General features: G+C 47.4%; 13 protein-coding genes and 3 tRNA genes. 10 read left to right on the forward strand and 6 right to left on the reverse strand.

Annotated features, from left to right (window positions below; all coding sequences use genetic code 11):
- Nucleotides 1–146: 146 nt before the first annotated feature.
- The gene (purB, locus tag SFSGTM_RS11070; protein ID WP_162085221.1) at nt 147–1,523 is read left to right on the forward strand and encodes an adenylosuccinate lyase; all 1,377 of its coding nucleotides are present in this window, start codon (nt 147–149) and stop codon (nt 1,521–1,523) included.
- Nucleotides 1,524–1,558: 35 nt separating this feature from the next.
- Here the strand turns inward: purB and folD are convergent, their stop codons facing one another.
- Nucleotides 1,559–2,416 carry a bifunctional methylenetetrahydrofolate dehydrogenase/methenyltetrahydrofolate cyclohydrolase FolD gene (folD, locus tag SFSGTM_RS11075; protein ID WP_162086301.1) on the reverse strand — a complete coding sequence of 286 codons (858 nt, stop codon included), beginning with the start codon at nt 2,414–2,416 and terminating at the stop codon, nt 1,559–1,561.
- A gap of 157 nt (nt 2,417–2,573) precedes the next feature.
- Here folD and SFSGTM_RS11080 point away from each other — a divergent pair.
- The 3 genes from SFSGTM_RS11080 (at nt 2,574) to SFSGTM_RS11090 (ending at nt 2,891) form a co-directional block, all read left to right on the forward strand.
- Nucleotides 2,574–2,650 (forward strand) — tRNA-Pro (locus SFSGTM_RS11080).
- Between the two features lie 74 nt (nt 2,651–2,724).
- Nucleotides 2,725–2,801, forward strand: a tRNA-Arg gene (locus SFSGTM_RS11085).
- Between the two features lie 14 nt (nt 2,802–2,815).
- Nucleotides 2,816–2,891, forward strand: a tRNA-His gene (locus tag SFSGTM_RS11090).
- Between the two features lie 296 nt (nt 2,892–3,187).
- Here SFSGTM_RS11090 and SFSGTM_RS11095 read toward each other — a convergent pair.
- Together SFSGTM_RS11095 and SFSGTM_RS11100 are read right to left on the reverse strand one after the other, a co-directional pair.
- Complete coding sequence (locus tag SFSGTM_RS11095) at nt 3,188–4,180, reverse strand: esterase/lipase family protein (RefSeq protein WP_232525969.1); 993 nt, start codon at nt 4,178–4,180, stop codon at nt 3,188–3,190.
- Nucleotides 4,181–4,244: 64 nt separating this feature from the next.
- The gene (locus SFSGTM_RS11100; protein WP_162085222.1) at nt 4,245–5,489 is read right to left on the reverse strand and encodes a cation:proton antiporter; all 1,245 of its coding nucleotides are present in this window, start codon (nt 5,487–5,489) and stop codon (nt 4,245–4,247) included.
- A gap of 110 nt (nt 5,490–5,599) precedes the next feature.
- Between SFSGTM_RS11100 and SFSGTM_RS11105 the strand changes: the two genes are divergently transcribed.
- Entirely contained in the window at nt 5,600–6,997 is a 1,398-nt protein-coding gene (locus SFSGTM_RS11105; RefSeq protein WP_162085223.1) for a DUF389 domain-containing protein, read from the forward strand.
- A 68-nt stretch (nt 6,998–7,065) separates the two neighbouring features.
- Here the strand turns inward: SFSGTM_RS11105 and SFSGTM_RS11110 are convergent, their stop codons facing one another.
- The 3 genes from SFSGTM_RS11110 to SFSGTM_RS11120 form a co-directional block, all read right to left on the reverse strand.
- On the reverse strand, nt 7,066–7,974 hold the full coding sequence (locus SFSGTM_RS11110; protein WP_162085224.1) for a sensor domain-containing diguanylate cyclase: 909 nt from the start codon (nt 7,972–7,974) through the stop codon (nt 7,066–7,068).
- Between the two features lie 119 nt (nt 7,975–8,093).
- Nucleotides 8,094–10,658, reverse strand: a complete 2,565-nt coding sequence (locus SFSGTM_RS11115; RefSeq protein ID WP_162085225.1) for a cation-translocating P-type ATPase — start codon at nt 10,656–10,658, stop codon at nt 8,094–8,096.
- Between the two features lie 61 nt (nt 10,659–10,719).
- Nucleotides 10,720–10,959 carry a sulfurtransferase TusA family protein gene (locus SFSGTM_RS11120; RefSeq protein ID WP_162085226.1) on the reverse strand — a complete coding sequence of 80 codons (240 nt, stop codon included), beginning with the start codon at nt 10,957–10,959 and terminating at the stop codon, nt 10,720–10,722.
- A gap of 360 nt (nt 10,960–11,319) precedes the next feature.
- Between SFSGTM_RS11120 and SFSGTM_RS11125 the strand changes: the two genes are divergently transcribed.
- The 5 genes from SFSGTM_RS11125 to hflX all read left to right on the forward strand — a co-directional run bounded on the left by SFSGTM_RS11125 (nt 11,320) and on the right by hflX (nt 21,451).
- Nucleotides 11,320–12,474 carry a response regulator gene (locus tag SFSGTM_RS11125; RefSeq protein WP_162085227.1) on the forward strand — a complete coding sequence of 385 codons (1,155 nt, stop codon included), beginning with the start codon at nt 11,320–11,322 and terminating at the stop codon, nt 12,472–12,474.
- Nucleotides 12,475–12,531: 57 nt separating this feature from the next.
- Nucleotides 12,532–16,896, forward strand: a complete 4,365-nt coding sequence (locus SFSGTM_RS11130) for a PAS domain S-box protein (RefSeq protein ID WP_162085228.1) — start codon at nt 12,532–12,534, stop codon at nt 16,894–16,896.
- Nucleotides 16,897–17,151: 255 nt separating this feature from the next.
- Entirely contained in the window at nt 17,152–18,561 is a 1,410-nt protein-coding gene (locus SFSGTM_RS11135; protein ID WP_162085229.1) for an EAL and HDOD domain-containing protein, read from the forward strand.
- A 57-nt stretch (nt 18,562–18,618) separates the two neighbouring features.
- On the forward strand, nt 18,619–20,043 hold the full coding sequence (locus SFSGTM_RS11140) for an EAL and HDOD domain-containing protein (RefSeq protein ID WP_162085230.1): 1,425 nt from the start codon (nt 18,619–18,621) through the stop codon (nt 20,041–20,043).
- Nucleotides 20,044–20,125: 82 nt separating this feature from the next.
- Nucleotides 20,126–21,451, forward strand: a complete 1,326-nt coding sequence (gene hflX / locus SFSGTM_RS11145; protein ID WP_162085231.1) for a GTPase HflX — start codon at nt 20,126–20,128, stop codon at nt 21,449–21,451.
- The last annotated feature ends 18 nt before the right edge of the window (nt 21,452–21,469 follow it).

Raw genomic sequence — 21,469 nt, forward strand, 5'->3', positions numbered from 1 at the left:
CTCAAAAATATTTGGACAGCAAACCCATTACTATACTTGATTTGCACGCCCTCTAAATCCCTCTTCACAGAAATTCGCCACTCACCTCAGCCAGCAGCGTCGGTTTACGGTAAAATTATGTTTTTATCACTCATTACTTCATAATTATGAGCCTGTCAGCCCTCACCGCACTCTCTCCACTCGACGGCCGCTATGCCGCCAAAGTCGAAGCTTTACGCGCCCATTTCAGTGAATTTGGCTTAATTCGTAATCGCGTTACCGTTGAAATCGAATGGCTCAAAGCACTTGCCGCCGAACCGAACATTACTGAAGTTCCTGCTTTCTCGGTTGAAACCATTGCTGAGCTTGATGAATTAGTTACGAACTTCTCAGAAGCCGATGCCGAAAACATCAAGGCAATAGAACGCACCACTAACCATGATGTCAAAGCAATAGAATATTTCCTGCGTGAGCATTTCTCCAGCAATCCTGAAATCGCCAAGGTAAATGAATTCATCCACTTTGCCTGCACTTCAGAAGACATCAACAACCTGTCTCACGCGCTCATGCTCAAAGCCGCACGCGAAAAGGTCATGTTACCTGCGCTCAACAGCGTCATCAGCCGTTTAACTGAACTTGCTCACGAACATGCAGCCGTACCCATGCTTTCACGCACCCACGGTCAGCCTGCTTCACCCACTACACTGGGCAAAGAAATGGCCAACGTTGTTTACCGTCTGCAACGCCAGTCCGATCAGATCAAGAGCGTGCCTATGCTAGGCAAAATCAATGGCGCTGTAGGCAACTACAATGCTCACTTATCCGCCTATCCTGATCTCGACTGGGAAAATTTTGCGCAACGTTTTGTCACTGGTTTAGGACTGACTTTCAATCCCTACACCATACAAATCGAACCACACGACTACATGGCAGAATTATTCGACGCCATCAGCCGTGTGAACACCGTGCTCATAGATTTGAATCGTGATATCTGGGGTTATATTTCAGTTGGTTACTTTAAACAGAAAGTTAAAGCGGGTGAAATCGGTTCCTCAACCATGCCACATAAAGTCAATCCTATAGACTTTGAAAACGCAGAAGGCAACCTTGGTATCGCCAACGCACTACTACGCCATCTTGCAGAAAAGTTGCCTATCTCACGCTGGCAGCGCGACCTGACCGACTCCACAGTACTCCGCAACATGGGTGTGGCACTCGGTTATGCACTACTGGGATTTGATTCATGCCTACGCGGATTGAACAAGCTCGAAGCCAATCCAGCACGTCTGGCTGATGATCTGGATCACAACTGGGAAGTATTGGCCGAGCCTATCCAGACCGTAATGCGCCGTTACAACGTGGCGAACGCTTATGAGCAACTAAAAGAACTCACTCGCGGCAAGTCAGGAATTAATCGTGAAAGCCTGCATCAGTTCATCAATGGCCTGGCGATTCCTGATGCCGACAAACAGCGTCTGCTGGCCATGACTCCAGGTAGTTATACGGGCAAAGCCGCAGAGCTGGCATTACGCATCGGTAAGTAATATTCCATATACGCCATACTACTCAGTATGGCGTTTTACTTTGTATCCGCCATTTCCGCAGCTTGCAGCGTATTTTCCAATAACATCGCCACCGTCATCGGCCCTACCCCGCCTGGCACAGGCGTAATCCATGAGGCTCGTTCTGCGGCAGGAGCGAACTCCACATCACCACACAAACGTCCGTCATCCAGACGATTGATACCCACGTCAATAACGGTTGCGCCTGATTTAACCCAGGCACCCTTAACCAGTTCTGGCTTACCAACCGCTACCACCAAGACATCAGCCTGAGCAACCATACCCGCCAAATCCTTGGTAAAACGATGACAAGTGGTCACCGTACAACCCGCTAGCAACAATTCCAGCCCCATGGGTCTTCCCACATGATTCGATGAACCAACTACCACCGCGTTCAAACCTTTCAAATCATCATGCGCCAACGCCAGCAAACGCATCACCCCATAAGGCGTACACGAGCGCAAAGTCGGCATACGCACCGCCAGACGGCCTATGTTGTAGGGATGAAAGCCATCCACATCCTTATTGGGATGGATACGCTCTATCACCAACTCAGGGTCTATCTGCGCTGGCAAAGGCATTTGCACCAATATTCCATGCACGGTTGCATCTGCATTCAGTTTATCAATCAATGCCAGCAATTCAGCCTGCGTAGTTGTTGCTGGCAAATCATAAGACAACGAACGCACACCCGCCTTCTCACAGGCATTCCGCTTATTCCGCACATAAATACTCGAAGCAGGATCAGCACCTACCAGTATCACCGCCAGCGCAGGAACAACCAATCCTGCTGCCGCCCGCGCATCCACCCGCGCACGAATTTTAGCGACAATATCTTCAGATAATTTTTTGCCATCGAGCAATTGAGCAGACATAGTTTTTTCAGCAATTCGAATCAAAGATGTAATCATCTCATCTTTACCTATCACTCTTCAACCTGAAATAACCACCCCAAAAACAAATCGTAAAGCCAGTAGTAATTCTTAAACAATAGTTGACATTTTAGTGCCACGCTCGTATAGTAGCGGTCTTCGGGGCGTAGCGTAGTCTGGTAGCGCGCCTGGTTTGGGACCAGGATGTCGGGAGTTCGAATCTCTCCGCCCCGACCAAGTTAAGGTCATACTTCAGGTCATTCGTGACTTCCCAATTTCGTCAGGCGGGTTATCATCATCGGGTTCATGAGCTGCCCGTAGCTCAACCGGATAGAGCACCAGCCTTCTAAGCTGGGGGTTACAGGTTCGATTCCTGTCGGGCAGGCCAATAAAGTTTCAACGGTGGATGTAGCTCAGTTGGTAGAGTCCCGGATTGTGATTCCGGTTGTCGTGGGTTCGAGCCCCATCATTCACCCCAAAATTAAAAGCACCTAGCGCTTAATTGCCTAGGTGCTTTTTAATTCTTAGCTTACAAAAAACATCAATCGCGCCGCAATATTGATTTCCTCACATACCTGCACCCCATACCCAAGACCTCCAAACTAAAAATTTCCCTACCTAACCCTTTTGCCAAGGCCACACACAAAAATGATCATAATTTCATAGTTTTCTTGATTAGCTTGAATTAACGGGTACGTAGGTGAATTTAAAGCTCAAGGCAAAACAGCCGTATTTGTGCTGATTGATGGCCAGTTGTTATGTCTGCAGCCTGATTCAGAAGCCATTCGCCTGGTAAATCTGCGCGAGTAATGTGGAGAAGGCCGATAGCCTTTCCGGTCTAGTCGGATTAAGCACACCTTGCTCTTGTAGCACAGCAATAAGTTTCGTTGGTGCAACGTGTTTGTCGCCAACGATCTCGACATGACCGGCATGCACCTCTACTCGCCGGGTGCGCACATCTGTTTTGTGTAAAGGACTCCGCTGCTCTGCCAACGAGAAAATGTCGTCGCTCTCTACGCAGCGCCCATCTTTTTCCCGTCGACAACTGCCACGCTCGTCAGTATCAATTTTAAGATAACTGCTGACTTGAGGGACAAGCACTCCCGGCTCAAGGATGAATCGCGACGAGTAGGTTATATCTTCCCACTTTGCTCCCGTTACCAGATAGCAGCTGGCTGGGAGCAGACCGAGCGTGAGCGGATATAGCCAGGTTTTGCCGCACGTGTTTGCCGATGCGATCCCGGAGAATGGACCAGAGATGGTTACTAAACGCAGATCAGGTCGGCGAACAGGTGGTGATGTGAGCGGCAGCTCGGTGAGCGATTTGCGTGCAATCAATGCGCCCTGGCTGTGGCCGATCACTGTGATTTTTGGAATATGCGTCTGATCAGCGAGCTGATTGATTGCATCGCGCAATTCGGTAGCGCTGCGCGTAAGTTTGTTGCGATCATCGTAGGTGAAACATGCCGCCTGCTGGCCATGAAAGGCCAGCACCTGAGCCAGACCACGAAACTCGCCTGACGAACCGAAACAACCATGTACCAGCACATTGACTGACTGACTGGAATCAAGATGCAGGCTCCGATCCGGGTTGTCGGTGCAAGGGCCGAGGCCGGGAATATTAAGCGTGATATCTGCCGGTGGCAGGCGACCCTGTTCGATAGTGAACAAGGCCGGGTCCAGTGGTTGATGAGTTGCACAACCACTGAGCAGGGTTGTGAGTGCTATGAGCGAGGCGATACGTTTCATGGCTAACCTTGTGTGCACGCATAAATGCATGGATTAAAGTTGGACGTCCATAGCAAATGCTACAGCAACAAAATCTGGTGCTTCAGGCACCGTCTTTGCGTTTCACACCGCGAATCAAATGTCCCAGCGTCAATCCCTGCACCAGTACTGAGAAAACCACTACCACATAAGTAACAGACAGAATCAAGTCACGATATGGCGATGGAGGAAGTGAAAGGGCTAAAGCAATCGAAATACCGCCACGCAGCCCACCCCAAGTGAGTATCCTGACAGCACCACGGGTGAAGGGGCGATACAAGCGCATTATTTGCATAGGTAGCGCCACGCTAACAAAGCGAGCAATTAATACAACTACAATCGCAATCAAGCCTGCTTCCATCATCTTCCAGTTCAGGGTAAGCGCCAATACCTCCAGCCCCATCAGAACAAACAGTACCGCATTAAGAATTTCGTCGATCAATTCCCAAAATGTATCGAGGTGCTCACGCGTTTTTTGCGACATGGCGAAGGCCCTGCCCTGATTACCGATGACCAACCCTGCGACCACGATTGCTATCGGTGCGGATACAGCAATAGCCTCGGCTAGCGTATAGCCCCCAGCAGCGAGGGCAAGGGTCAGCAAAACCTCCACCTGGTAGTTGTCTACAGATCGCAACAATCGAAATACCACCCATCCCAAAATCAGCCCGAGACCAACACCACCTACCGCCTCCTCCAGCAGGAACATGGCAACTTCAGACGCAGGCGGCTCATGGCCACTGACCAGAATAGCCAATATGGTCAAGAATACGACAACACCAATACCATCATTAAATAGAGACTCACCAGTAATCTTGATTTCCAGACTCTTAGGTGCGCCAGCGCTCTTGAGAATACCGAGCACCGCAATGGGATCAGTCGGTGAAATCAGCGCACCAAACAGCAACGCGTACATAAATGGCATTTCGAATCCCAGGCTATGCATGCCAAACCAGAACAGCCATCCTGTAACGAATGTTGCGATCACCACACCAACTGTTGACAGCACCGCTACGGGCAATTTCTGTGTCGCAAGCTCGGTCAAATCAACATGCAAGGCACCCGCGAACAATAAAAAAGCGAGCATGCCATGCAGCAGCGTTTCACTAAAATCAATAGAGCGGATAAAGCTGACTGAGTGCCTTAATTCCACCAATCCTAGCTTGCCAAGCACTACGAAGCCGAGGGACATGAGGAGAGCAATCACCATTAAGCCGATCGTTGACGGCAATCGTACGAAGCGATGATTCAGATAACTGGCAATAGCCGCCAGCGTGATGAGTACAGCAATAGTTTCAAATATGGTCACGGAAATCTGTCGCTTTTTTTGAAGACGGAGTCTACACGGTACTGAATTGTTCAGCGTTTAGCAATATGCGATAGAATAAGATGCTTCTACTTTAGCGGAAACGATCAGTCATGAGTCGTGAACACCTATTTTTACGCGAATTGCGTTCTTCTTTCGATTTGCGCGGCGATATGGATGATCCAGCTGATATCGAAGCCAGCATTCGTCAAGGTATAAAAACTCGCGGAACCAATATGTGGATTCTGATGTTTGCCATTTTAGTGGCATCCATCGGGCTGAATGTAAACTCGACCGCCGTGATTATTGGCGCCATGCTTATCTCCCCACTGATGGGACCCATCATGGGCATAGGATATGGAACCGGCGTACATAATTTTCAGCTAATCCGGCAATCGCTGCGCAGCCTGGGAATTTTCATTTTTCTTAGCCTGCTGACATCCACATTGTATTTTCTTCTTACTCCGCTAACGGAAGCGCAATCTGAACTGCTTGCCCGTACTGCGCCCAATCTATGGGATGTCTTGATAGCCACGTTTGGCGGCATGGCAGGGATCATCGGTGTTACACGCCGAGAAAAAAGCACGGTCATACCTGGTGTCGCCATTGCCACTGCATTAATGCCACCCTTATGCACGGCGGGATACGGTCTTGCTACTGGCCAGCTCATATTCTTTTTAGGTGCATTTTATTTATTCACTATTAACGCTGTTTACATCGCTTTATCGGCATTGCTGTTCGTCAAACTCATGCGCTTGCCGCAACATAGCTTTCTTTCTATTGAAAGCCAGAAACGGGCAAAGTTAATTATCGCCACCGCCATAATTATCACCATCGTCCCCAGCGTTTATCTGGCTTTCCAACTGGTAAGACACGAAGTATTCAAAACCGAGGTCAACCATTATCTTGAGTCAGTGACACGTACCGAAAAGAATTTGTTTATCCTGGAAAAGAAAATTGACCCCGTCAGTCAGGAGATAAACCTAACGATCGCAGGCAAAGCTTTAGACAAAAATACGATGGAACGTCTTAATGCCCAGCTTAAGGAATATCAACTCAATTCTGCGAAATTAATAGTACATACCTTTGAACAGAATAACGACGTCAATTTAAGTATGGTAAAAACCGAAATACAACAGGATCTGTACCGCAATAGCGTACATTTACTGGAAGCTAAAAACGCCAAAATTCAACAACTTGAGGCAACGATACAAAGTGAAATTAACAAACAGCAGAAACAGACTGAACAAATGGGAGAATACGATCAGGTCAGGGCTGAATTACAAGCACAGTACCCAGAATTAAAAACGGTAATGATTACCCATGGCAGAAGCCAGGCTGCAACAGCTCAGGATAATACCACCCAGCCTATCATGCCCGCTGATGACACACTGATCGTCTATCTGGAGGCTCGCAGACCAGTTTCAAAAACAACACAAACGCGCATACGTAATTGGCTGAAAACCCGTTTCAAATTGGAAAACGTGTATGTTGTTAGTAAGACCACCTGACCTGACTGTGTATAACCATGTAATTCCCAGCTAGCATGCGGATTACATGGACAAGACGAGTAGCGAAATTAATCTCCAGACCGGTAAAACAACACCCTGTTCCGACCAGCCTCTTTCGCCTTATACATGGCAACATCTGCGCGGCGCAGTACTTCATCCTGACCGCACTCATTATTAAAAAACAGCACGACGCCAACGCTTGCACTGCAATGATGTTCAACTATGGCATCGGCCTGACCATCATGGGTTGATCCCAGCAAATAGGGCTCGGCCAGACTTATGCGAATTTTCTCTGCAACGTTGCTCGCCTGCACTTCAGATTCCACTCTGTCCACATCTAATGCGGCAAGCATCACTACAAACTCATCACCACCAATACGGGCAACTGTATCAGTCTCACGCACGCATTTTTTAAGCCGGTTTGCCACTTCGATTAACAACATATCACCCATACCATGCCCATGAGTATCATTCAGTGGCTTGAAGTTATCCAAGTCGAGATACATCACAGCGCCATAATAGCCAGTACGTTTACTGCTAGACATAGCCTGTTGCAACCTGTCACTGAACAGACGGCGATTAGGCAGCTCGGTCAAGCTGTCATAGAAAGCAAACCACTTGATTTTCGCCTCGGACTCTTTACGCTGAGTAATATCACTTAATAGATGCAACGAGTAGCGCAACTCGTTATTTTCACCACGGACAACATAACCCGTAGAAAGAAAATGCTTCGTGCCGACCAAAAATTCGTCATGCACGCCATCATGCCCGAATTCCGCCATTTCTTTACAGCCTGGCAATGGCCCAGTACCGAGCGGAAAAACTTCCCAGTAAAATTTACCCAGCACATCTGCCTCAGCCATATCCGCTTCCTCACAGTAGGCACGATTAACCAGCAACAATCGATAATTCTGATCATGCAGAAAAATTGGCGCTTCGACAGCATCAAAAATATAGCGCCATATATCTGCAGTCATGGTCGCACTCCACTGTCGGGCCGCGTTTACCACAGCTGCATCATTTAGCTGATTTGTATTCATTTTCCCGTTTCCCTGAAGTGGCTACCGAACGGCTACCCATAACTAGTACTAATATACTAATCAATTCTACTATACACCTGCTTACCCGTCACCCCTGCAATCAACAACAGAATAGCACTGACGATAACCGTCATCACTAACAAATAACTTACAGGCAGCACCCCAAAATGAAACAACGAAGTCATGAAGGGTAGAAACAGCGCCATACCAAGCATTGCTAACGCACCCGCCACTACCCACCACAAAGCCAAATTAGGCAATGTAATAGCTGCACGCAATGGCAATGACCAAGAACGATTAATGAAAACCAGCCATATATCACCGATTATCATTGCACTGAAAGTCAACGCACGCGCCTGTCCAACTTCCAATCCTATCCACTGTGACAACAGATAAACAGCTAGTAGAATCATGAATAAAATCACGCCCTGCTGCAAACCCAGCATCAACAGTTTCCGATCAAATATCTTGGCATTATTAGCGCGTGGGGGTCTGCGCATCACATTAGCTTCTTCTGGCTCTGCTTCAAAAACGATAGAACAAGTCGGGTCTATCATCAACTCAAAAAAAACGATATGCACAGGAAGCAGTATCAACGGCCACCCCATCATCACTGGCAGCATAGACATACCCGCAATCGGAATATGTGCCGCGACAACAAACACGACAGCTTTACGAATGTTGTCAAAGATACGACGACCCGATCTGACCGCCGCCACAATGGAACTGAAATCGTCATCCAGCAACACCAGCGCAGCAGCCTCACGCGCCACATCAGTGCCACGACCGCCCATCGCAATACCAATATGCGCAGCCTTTAACGCTGGCGCATCATTAACGCCATCGCCAGTCATTGCGACGATTTCACCCGCACGCTTCAGCGCCATTACCAATCGCAATTTCTGTTCTGGCTGTACACGACAGAACACATTGATCTGATTCGATGTCTGCATTAATCGCTGCTGTAACTGCTCGTCATCCAGCTTTTCCAGATCCGCGCCGGTTATCACCCCACCTGGAGAATTCAACCCACTTTGCGCTGCGATACTTAGTGCGGTAGCAGGATAATCTCCCGTTATCATGATGACGCGGATACCAGCTGCATGACATTCCTCGATTGCTCCGCGTACTGTTGGCCGCAACGGGTCGGCGAGCGCAATCAAGCCAACAAATTTAAACTCAAAATCATGCTGAATAGCAGGCAATTCGGACTGTTGAAATGACGCCTTGGCGACAGCTAAAACCCTGAGTCCCTGCGTTGCCACCAAATCGACTTGTGCACTTATAAGCTGTGCTTGCGCACTATCCAGATGGCATAAATCCATAATCGCTTCTGGCGCACCTTTGGCAGCAATGACGAAATCAACCAAGTCAGGCGAGCGCCAGACACGCGACATCGCTAATAACTCAGGTGACAGTGGATACTCCTCCACCAGCGTCCAGCCGTTGTGTATATGCTCAGTGCCAGCAAGGGTTACAATACCAGCTTCCTGTATCGCTTTTTCCATGGGATCAAACGGATCGCGATGACTGGACAACATGGCAAATTCCAGCGTTTCATGAAAAATTTCTGGAAAATCTTCTGGCACAGCAGCCGTTTTGAATTCATGCACATCATCATCCACCACGATCTGCGCGACGGCCATACGATTTTGTGTCAGGGTGCCGGTCTTATCTACACATAACACAGTCGCTGCGCCCAGCGTTTCTATCGCCGAAATCTGCCGAGTCAGCACATGCTTCTTGGCAATACGCCAAGCGCCCAAACCAAGGAAAATAGTCAATATCAACGGGAATTCGGCTGGCAATATAGCCATCGCCAACGTCAGCCCTGCCAAAATCCCATTGAGCCAATCGCCCCTGCTGAGGCCATACCAGACTGCTAACAGGATAACGAGAACAATGCTGGACAAGGCAACTACTTTGACGGCATGCGCAGTCTCCTTCTGCACATGACTGGATTCCGACTCCAGTGTGTATAAAGCTTGACCTATCTGTCCAAGTGCCGTTTTTTCCCCTGTCGCCGCAACACGCGCACGCCCTGTTCCCTGCACCACCAACGAACCGGAATACACAAATGGTTGATCATCACCACCTGGTGGCGCGAGTACATCCGTAGTAACAGCACTTGCCAGTTTCCTTACGGGGACGGATTCACCGCTTAATAATGACTCATCAACGGTCATGTTCTGGCTAATAATCAGGATGGCATCGGCTGGTACACGGTCGCCTTCAGCCAGCAGGACAATATCTCCCACCACCACATCTCGACTGTGAATACGTTGTTGCTCGCTATCACGTAGCACCAACGCAGTTGGACTGGACAAGTCACGTAAAGCTTCAAGTGCACGCTCGCTTTTACGTTCCTGAGAAAAGCTCAACGCCATGATTACGACCACAGACCCAAGCAATATGAAAGCATCCTCCATACTGCCCAGCAACAAATAAATGCCACCACAGGACATCAACAGGATAAACATAGGTTCACGCAATATCGCCCAAGCTATCGCGAATAACGAACGCGGTTTGGCCGAAGGTAGCTCGTTCCATCCCGATGTGTTAAGCCGTTGTTGCGCCTCAGCGGTACTAAGGCCCTTCACCGCATCAGTGGTGTCCGACATGTTTTTCTCCTGAACAATCGAAACAGCACAGAATGACTCTGATTAATCCTGCCGGCTTAAATTAGCGATCTTTCCTGATGCAATAATGCAACTTACCATCGGCTTCGCTGGTAGACAGTATCGTTTTGCCTGTAGATGCACACCACGCAGGTACATCAACGCGTGTACCGACATCTGTTGCAATGAGTTCCAGAACTTCACCAATCGCCATTTCCTTCATGGTTTTGTTGGTTCTGAAAATAGGCATAGGGCAGCAAGTGCCACAAGTATCAAGGGTAGAAGTAATATGAATTTCACTCATTTTGAATTCCTTATAAATAGTTAGTAGATTGAAACTAATTTACCTCACCCCCAACAGCATCCCAACACTAAAATGGCTGGTCTGTGCATCATAATACCGCACTCTGTAGTAATACAACGCCCCATCATTACCCCTGACCAGCGTTGTCAATGACCATGCCGCTTGATGTGCTGTCACCAATCTGACTCCAGCGGATAACCATCTGCTTATTTAATGCGTAGAATTTATATGTGTAAATTGTGAAAAATGCTAGTATTAAAATACCTCTGCTGGTAAACAAAAAAAACAGATATCCCAGTATTTTTCAAAATCTGACAATACAAACATTTCAGCTAGAAACTTATATAGGAATTGCTCGTTATGGAAGATACATATAGTCATATTAGCAGCAGACGTCCGCAATTATTGATTGTAGATGACGAGTATGTGAACAGGAGCATCCTGAAAGCATTGCTTAACCTTAATCCAGATTATGAAGTATTTAGTGCAGAATCTGGCACAAGTGCACTGCAACTGATTGCTGAACATCCCGAAATTGATCTCGTACTTCTGGATATATTGATGCCCGGCATGAGTGGTTATGAGGTGTGTCAGGCACTGAAAAGCAACCCTGAAACCGCGCATATCCGAGTGATATTCGTAACCGCCATGTCCCATGATATTGACGAAGAGTATGGTCTTAAATTAGGCGCCGTTGACTACATCACCAAGCCATATTCCCCTACGATAGTGCTTGCGCGCGTACATACCCATCTCACGTTAGCGGCAATCGAAGATGCACTACGTCATCAAAATGAACTGCTCGAAGTAAGAGTACAAGAACGCACCCAGGAGCTGCAACGTACTCAAGACGCAACCATATTGTGCCTCGCATCATTGGCGGAAACCCGTGACAATGAGACAGGTGCACATATACTGCGAACACAAAACTACGTGCGAGCACTCGCGATTAAACTGCAGGATCATGATCACTTCCAGGCTCAATTACCGCAGCCTGTTATTGATTTACTATATAAATCGGCACCACTCCATGATATTGGCAAAGTGGGTGTACCTGATTACATCCTGCTTAAACAGGGCAAGTTAACGCCCGATGAATGGCAACTGATGCGCCAACACACAACCTATGGTTACAACTCATTATTGATGGCCACTGATTATTTAGGCTCCAGCTCTTTCCTCAAACTGGCAGCTGAAATTGCACTTACTCACCATGAAAAGTGGGACGGTTCAGGCTATCCACAAGGTTTGAAAGGTAACGATATCCCGCTTTCTGGCCGCTTGATGGCGCTGGCTGATGTTTATGATGCTTTAATCAGTCGTCGCTGTTATAAGGAACCATACCCACATGAAGAAGCCGTGCGCATGATAGTAGCAGGCAGTGGCACACATTTCGATCCAGATATTGTCAACGCTTTTCTTGAGCTCAAATCCAACTTCAATGACATTGCCTTAGCCTACACAGATGCAGCACATGGCACGCCTCCACACCCCACAGGTAAATTGCCTATGTAAGGCTAGTTACAAGACCGAATCAAATGTAATTAACATTGTCACTTCCCAGGATTAACTATGAAATTACATAATTTTACGATTATACAAAAAGCCCTGTTTATGAATGGGGTGCTATTGGTTTCTCTCTTGGGCTATCTGTTTTATCTGAATACCGCAATAAATCGAGTAAAAGTAAATGGTGAAATTTATCAGGAAATAGCACAAGGAAAAAATCTTATTGCCGACGTGTTACCGCCGCCAGAATACATCATTGAATCTCAATTAACTGTCTACCAAATACTTGATGCTGCCCAGCATGATGAACAAATTGAATTGCAGATACGAATAGCAAAACTGACTACTCTGGCTAAGGCCTATGAGAGTCGCCATCAATACTGGATGCACTCGCTCCCACCGGGCAAACTAAGAACACTACTACTATTTGACTCCTACCAACCTGCCACTTTGTATTATCAGGAATTATTCGAACGTTTTATTCCATTACTCGAAAGGGGCGACATTTCATCTGCCGAGTATCTGCTAAAAACGCGCATCATACCGCTCTACCGGGAACATCGTAGGCTGATTAATCAGGTAGTAAGCGTTGCGAATCAGGAAAATGCAGCGCGTGAAAAAAGAGCTGAGACAATAATCACCCAATCCAAGTTTGCGCTTCTAGGTATATGGTTACTTATCTTGCTTGGTTTGTTCTGGAGCATGAATCGAGTGCTAGTGCGTCCGGTTATCAAAGGCTTTAAGCGTATCAGTGAAATCATGAGTGAAATTGGCAAAGGTAATTACAACAATACGATAGCAGTCGGCCGCCACGATGAAATAGGTTTAGTGCTGAGCTCAGTAGAACAGATGCAAACACGACTGTGCGAACTGGTATCCCACCTGGAAGAAAATGCAGCCACCATGCAGTACCAGAGCGAGCAATTCCGACGCATACTCGAACTTAGCCCAATTGCGGTCGCCATAACCGATTTGTCTGGCAATGCTATACGTTTTACAAATCGCCAGTTTTCCGAATTGTTCCAGATGACACCAGACCAATCAAATGGATGCAACATGGGTGACATCGTGCCACTTACACCAGCGCAACAGAACAAAATCAATCTGGTCGGGAATACGCATAACAGCTTGTTAAATGAAGTGATTGCTATTTATGTCAATGGTAACCAACCCAAATGGCTCACACTATCGGTATTTGTGATTGATAACAATAATGAACCAGCACGATTATCGTGGTTTTATGACATCAGCGAAATCAAAATGGCACAAATCGAGCTAGAGCAGGAAAAACGTACACTACAAAACTATCTCGATGTCGCTGGTGTCATGCTGCTGGTACTTAATCCTGATCGAACCGTGGCAAGCATCAATAAAATGGGTTGTCACATCCTAGAGGGTGATGAGTCTGAAATATCCGGTCAGGACTGGTTTGAGAACTTCTTGCCAGAAGATGATCGCGCAAGCATGTTATCTCTCTTCAACGATATCCTGCAGGGCGACACCCCCCCACCCAACGATTTTGAACATGCCGTTCTGACCTGCAAGGGTAACAAACGTCTAATAGCTTGGCACACTGCGCTGTTGCGGGATGATGCTGGCGTGATTCAAGGCTTACTCAATTCAGGCGAGGACATTAGTGAACGCCGTCAAGCGGAAATCGCTTTGCAGAACCATAGGCAACAACTGGATACCACGCTCAATACTGTAATGGATGGAGTCATTTCCGCTAATGCAAACGGCACTATTCTTACGTTCAATCATGCAGCAGAAAAAATCTTTGGTTATCAGGCTCTGGAGCTTGTAGGGAAAAACCTTGCTGTACTGATGCCATCACCACATCGTGAACAACATGACCAATATATGCATAACTACTTAGTTACCCGTCAGCCTCACGTCATCGGCGTGAGGCGTGAAATGACCGGTATTGATCGACAAGGGCGCCACTTCCCCATGGAACTCACTATTGCCGAAATGGAACTCGATGGTGAAATAGCATTCACAGGCGTGGTACGCGACATCACTGAACGCAAAAAAGTTGAAGATGCATTACAAGTCAGCATGGGCAAATTCCGTGAGTATTTTGATCAACCACTCACGGGCATGGCGACTCTGACCCCGGATATGCATTGGCTGGAGGTCAACCAGAGGCTGGCAGACATGCTGGGTTATCCACGAGAAGAACTTGTCAAATTAAACTGGAGCGACCTGATACACCCGGACGACAAGGATGATATGGTGCATTTGTTACAGGACACACTTCAGGGCACTACTGCTGGCGAATCCGACCAGCGCATGATACGCAAAGACGGGCAGATACTATGGACCAGCCAGGTAATACGCAGCGTACGGCGAACTGATGATAGCGTACTGTACTTGATCGCGTTGATTAACGATATTAGTGAACGCAAGTTAATCGAGCAACAACTACGCACTGCCAGCAAACTAGCCAATGCTGCATCCCAGAGCAAGAGCGATTTTCTAGCCAATATGAGTCATGAAATTCGCACGCCTATGAATGGCATCATCGGTTTGACCCATTTGGCGCTACGCACACAATTGACCATGCAACAACAAGACTATCTGAATAAAATCATGCATTCCGCACAATCATTGCTGACTATCATCAATGACATTCTGGACTTTTCTAAAATCGAAGCTGGCAAGCTGGAACTCGAAGCCATTAATTTTGATTTGGATCAAACATTTTCAAATATCATCAATCTGGTCGGACAGCATGCCGCAGAAAAGGGTCTTGAACTGGTTATCCGTCATGCCACTACAGTACCAAACGAGTTGATTGGAGACCCACTCCGACTCGGTCAGATATTGCTTAACCTAACTTCCAATGCCGTCAAATTTACCGAACGAGGTAATATCATGATAGGTGTTGCTCCCGCTGAAACTCACATATCTGGCGTACCCGCATGGCGTTTCTATGTTACGGATACTGGCATAGGCATGACACCAAAACAGCTGGAAAATTTATTTGAAGCCTTCACTCAGGCGGACACCACCACTACGCGCCAGTACGGCGGAACTGGGCTTGGTCTGGTCATCTGCAAACGGCTGGTTGAAAAAATGGGCGGCAGCATCTCTGTTGAAAGTGCGCCTGGACTGGGCAGTACCTTCTTCTTCACCATACCATTACCTGTTTCAACACTATCCAAACCACCATTACGCTTATCCAATGAATACATATCCAGTATTCGCGCATTAGTAGCTGATGACAATCCTGTTGCCTTGCAGGCAATTGTTGAAATGTTGCATGCTTTCGGTATCGAAGCAACGGGCGTCAGCGATGGCTATGCCGCAGTTGAGGAGGCACAACGCTCAAATCAAGCCGGACAAGCATACAACCTCGTATTAGCCGACTGGAAAATGCCGGGGATGGATGGTTTTGAATTAATCGAGCAATTAAGATTGAAATATCCTGACCGCAGCATGTCGTTTATTATGGTTACCGGGCATGATCAGTCAGAAATCATGAACCGCCTACCTGAAGCCAGACCTGAAGGTTTTATCCAAAAACCGATTACCCCATCTATATTGCTGAATACCATCATGAACGCACTGAATCCCACTTCACCATCAGTGTCATCACTAAACAGCAATGCTCTCCCACAACTTTCCCCCACCCTGCAACATCTGAAAATACTGCTGGTCGAAGACAATTTGATTAATCAGCAGATTGCAACTGAGCTGGTTACCAGTATGGGCGCAGATGTTACCGTTGCCAGCAGTGGTCATGAAGCACTGACACAGCTATCCCAGCAAGAATTTGATCTGGTATTGATGGATATACAAATGCCAGGTATGGATGGCTACCAAACTACCCGTGCTATCCGAGAGAATCAACATTTACTTCATCTCCCCGTTATTGCCATGACAGCACATGCCTTGTCCGGAGACAGAGAAAAGTCACTGGCTGCGGGAATGAACGACCATATCGCCAAACCCATCAATCCAGAAGAACTGTTCACTGTAATCAGCCGCTGGATAAAACCAAATAACGTGATACAGGCGCCACCTACAACACCAGCACCCACCGATATCACACTATTGGCCGCTGCATTACCCTGTCTGGATCTACACGATGCGCTTACGCGGTTAGCGGGAAACAGCCAGCTGTTGTTGCATCTGTTAGGCGTATTTATTGCAGAAAACACACATACCTTCAGCGATATTAAAAACGCACTTATCAGTGGCGATCAAGTTCAAGCACAAGCACTGGTTCATCGTTTAAAGGGAACAGCAGGCAATCTGGGACTCACTCGTGTTTATAAGGCAGCGCTAACGTTGGAAGCGGATATGAAACAAGACCATCCTCTCGACTTAGACCACCAATCTTTACAGGAACTGGACACCGCGCTGACTTTGGCATTATCCGAACTGAGAAATAATGGGATTACAGCAAGCGCACAAACTTAAACTGCAAAACCACACTGCCTGAACTAATGGTGATTGCGCATTATTTCCGTCAAGACTTGTTTGGTCAAAATGCTACAGACTCTATTCATACCCATCACTCTGGAACATATAAATGAATGACCCTCACGTAATGGAAGCGTATCATGGTTACGAACAACACTAAGAACGTTTAATACTATCTTGGGTAACCAAGGGAGGTATATAAACGCCAGTCGAAAAATAACACATTACAATATTCACTATAGAGCGCCCAACATGTTCACTCGTTTATTGCAAATATTCACTGGCAAAAAGCCCACTCAGACTTCGTCAGAACAACAACCCACGGCACCCACAACGAGCAGCGCCGAATTCAACCAGCTCAATCAGCTGGCGCCCGTTTTAAATCAGGATATATCTTTACCAGACGAAGATGCAGCTAGCGTACCAGCCGTGCACTCATCTGTAGTCTGCCGCGAAGCCGTGTTAAATAAAGCACAAAAAGTAGCGGGGTATTCTTTCGCATTAAGTCGCAATGTCAATGAGCGTGTACGCTCGTCCTCCACACTGGTGCAGCGGTTATATGACGAAGTGTTGCTGCGGAATATATTGAACATGGATATACACCGCCTACTGGGTCACCGGTTGGCCTTTATCCCAATTTTACCGTCAACACTCACCCACCCCCTGCTCGCTCAACTCCCTCCGGCAGGAACAGTGTTGATTGTAAATTCACTAGAACAATTACTCATTGATGCTGAAACCACATTAAAACAGCTGGAGACACTCAAACAAGCAGGATTCCACATAGCCTTACAAGGCAATATCAATGCGGCAGGCATGCAACCTTTTTTAGAGTTAGCCGAATTTATTTTTATCGATATCGGTGGTAGTGATCTGCCAACAATTACCGGGCAGATCAATGAAATCAATAAAAGCACCTTCAATAAACAGTTTGTGGCTACCAACGTCAAAACGCTGGAGGAATATCATGTTTGTGCAAGCCTGCCATTTACCTACATACAAGGGACATTCGTCACCAGCCGAGAAGCCTGGACCAAGCCCAGCATGGATGCGGGGCGCATCAAGATACTGGAATTACTTAATCAGATACGACAAGACGCAGAAAATGCAGAACTAGTTCAAGCTTTAAAACTCGATCCTGCTTTATCTTTCAAAATATTGCGCTACATCAATAGCGCAGGGTCAGGCATTACCACTAAAATCAGTACCATTGATCAGGCATTACTGGTACTGGGTCGACAAAATCTTTATCGCTGGCTAACGCTGCTGCTGTTTACCAGTGGCACTGGTGACGATCTGGACTGGGCGCTGATGGAAAATGCACTGGTACGTGCCAGGTTAGCTGAATTAAGTGCAGGCGACACATTGCCAACCAAAGAACGCGACGAGCTATTTGTCACGGGCATATTCTCATTGCTGGATATTCTGCTGCATTTACCCATGGAACAGGTACTGGCACAAATCAGCTTGCCACCTGTCGCTGTCGAGGCACTACTGCACAAAACTGGCAAATACGCCCCCTACCTGGAACTCGCAATTGCCTGTGAGGCATTTGACCAGGAGCGCATTACAGAAATAGCAACCCAGATTGGCATAGACGTGGCACATGTAAATGCCCACCATGCGGACGCACTGATATGGGCGGAACAAGTTAGCAGCTAGCACTAAACGCAACAGAGATAACGACTTACCTGTCACATTACTCTAAGAGACCTCAACATGTTTAGTCGCTTATTTAATCTATTTACGCGTAAACAAAAAACGCCTGCTCGACCTAAACAGGCAATTCACCCCATCACAACTGATGACCATGCATACACCCAACTCAATCAGCTTGCGCCTGTTCTCAACCACGATGACATGCGATCATCACTCTCAAACAATGACGCAGATGTCATCAATGCCAACGCCACACATACTTCTGTCGTCTATCGTGAAGCCATCTTAAATAAAGCACAAAAGATTGCCGGCTACTCTTTTACCCTGAGCCGCAAGATTAATTTGCGCATGTTTGCTTCCTCCAATGACGTACAGCGTTTGTATTATGAAGTACTGCTCAAGAACATTATCTCCATGAACATACAGCGATTGCTGGGACATCGGCTCGCATTTATTCCAATTTTTCCGGCAACACTCACCCACCCATTATTAAAAAAATTGCCCGCTACGGGCACAGTACTTGTCGTCAACAATTTGGCGCAACTCACCACCGAGAACAAAACCACGCTCCCTCAAATACTCGCACTTAAACAAGCTGGTTTCCACATTGCATTACAAGGCGACATTCACACCCCAGGCATGCAACCTTTTTTAGAATTAGCAGAATATATTTTCATCGATATCGGCGGTAGCAACCTGCAAGCCATCACCAGTCAAATCAACGAAATAACCACACATCTATTTAATAAAAGACTGGTAGCCACCAATGTAAGAACGCTGGATGAATATCATGTTTGCGCAAATCTTCCCTTCCATTACATACAAGGGACGTTTGTTACCAGCCGTGCGGCATGGACTAAACCCAGCATGGATGCGGGTCGTATCAAAATACTGGAGCTACTCAATCGCATACGACAAGACGCAGAAAATTTAGAATTAGCACAGGCAATTAAACTGGATCCTGCTCTCTCTTTCAAACTGCTACGTTATATCAACAGTGCGGGAACCGGACTTACCACCAAAATTAGCGCCATAGATCAGGCACTCATGGTACTGGGACAGCAAAACATTTATCGCTGGCTAACCATGCAGTTATTCATCAGCGGAACTGGCAGCGCACTGGATTTAGCATTGATGGAAAATGCACTGGTACGTGCTCGACTGGCCGAACTATGTGCAACTGACGCGTTATCAATGAAGGAACGTGATGAGCTGTTTGTCACTGGCATTTTTTCACTGCTGGACATCCTGCTGCGCATCCCCATGGAACAAGCGCTGGCACAGATCAGCCTGCCGCCTATGGCTATCGAAGCACTTCTGCACAAAACGGGTAAATATGCACCTTATCTAGAATTGGCAACCGCCTGTGAAACTTTCAATCAAGAACATATTGCAGAAATATCCAGCCAGCTTGGCATCGACATAACCCAAGTTAATACTTACCATGCAGACGCGCTCATCTGGGCCTATGAAGTCAGCAATTAATCCGTAGTAACTAATGACCTGCGCGCCTTTATCAACGATAATCGCCACCTGACTCTATCTACTGAAAAGAAGCAATCTGCTAATGCAAAAAGAAACCCAAGAAAAACCCATGCGTGCAGTCGTAGCTGCCGTACAACTACCCAGCGTGACCGATCTGGAATTTGACGCGTCACTCACCGAGCTACGCGAGCTGGCAAAAACGCTGGGCTACGAAGTCGTACAGACATTCATACAAAAACGCACCAATTTCGACACCACAGCCTACTTAGGTATCGGCAAGCGCGAAGAAATTCAACAGTACATCAATTACGATGCTGAATCTGCCGAGACTGAAGCAGACCTCATTGCAGCTGTTTTAGTCGATCACGAAATATCTCCATCACAAGCCCGCAATCTGGAAAAAGATGTAGGCTGTGCCGTGATGGATCGCACCATGGTTATCCTGGAAATTTTCCATCGCAATGCCCGCTCACCTGCGGCACGCGCACAGGTGGAAATCGCACGCCTGGGTTACATGGCTCCCCGACTGCGCGAAATGGCCAAGCTTGCAGGTCCACAAGGCCGGCAACGTAGCGGCACGGGCGGCCGTGGTGCTGGTGAATCCCATACAGAGCTGGACAGACGCAAAATACGTGACCGTATTGCTGAATTGCAGATGGAAATCATCGCAATGGAAGCTGATCGCAAAATCCAGCGCTCACGCCGACAAGAACGCCGCAGCCAGGCTTCCGTTGCGCTCGTCGGCTACACCAACGCCGGTAAGTCCACATTGATGCGCGCACTCACCGGTAGCGAAGTACTGGTTGCCAATAAACTTTTTGCTACGCTGGACACCACCGTGCGGGTGCTTCAACCCGAAAGCGTACCGCGCGTGCTCGTCAGCGACACCGTTGGATTTATCAAAAACCTGCCTCACGGACTGGTCGCATCATTCAAATCCACACTGGACGAAGCGCTTGATGCCTCATTATTACTGCACGTCATCGACGCCAGCGACCCCGGATTTGAGCGCCAGCTCGAAGTCACCAACGATGTACTGGAAGAAATCAGCGCACAGGACGTCCCACGCATCCGCGTCTTTAACAAGATAGACCACGTCGGTGATGCCGAAGCACAAGCTGAATGTGAAGCTGCTCTCAAGGCAAAATACCCATCCTGCATCGTCATGAGCGCACGTCGTCCCGACGATGTCACCAGACTGCATCAGGCGATCATGACGTTCTTCCAGCAAGATCTCATTGAAGATGACTTATTCTTGCCCTGGTCAACGCAGCAACTACGTAGTGAAATTTACGAAAGCTGCAAAGTACTGGAGGAACGTGCGGATGCTGACGGCGCTTACTTCCGCGTCAGAGGTGATGCTGAAGTCCTGAAAAACCTGCACGAGAAATTTGATCAGGTGCAATAGACAAATAAAAAGCCTTGC

This window comes from Sulfuriferula nivalis (genome assembly GCF_009937995.1).
Classification (GTDB): Bacteria; Pseudomonadota; Gammaproteobacteria; order Burkholderiales; family Sulfuriferulaceae; genus Sulfuriferula; species Sulfuriferula nivalis.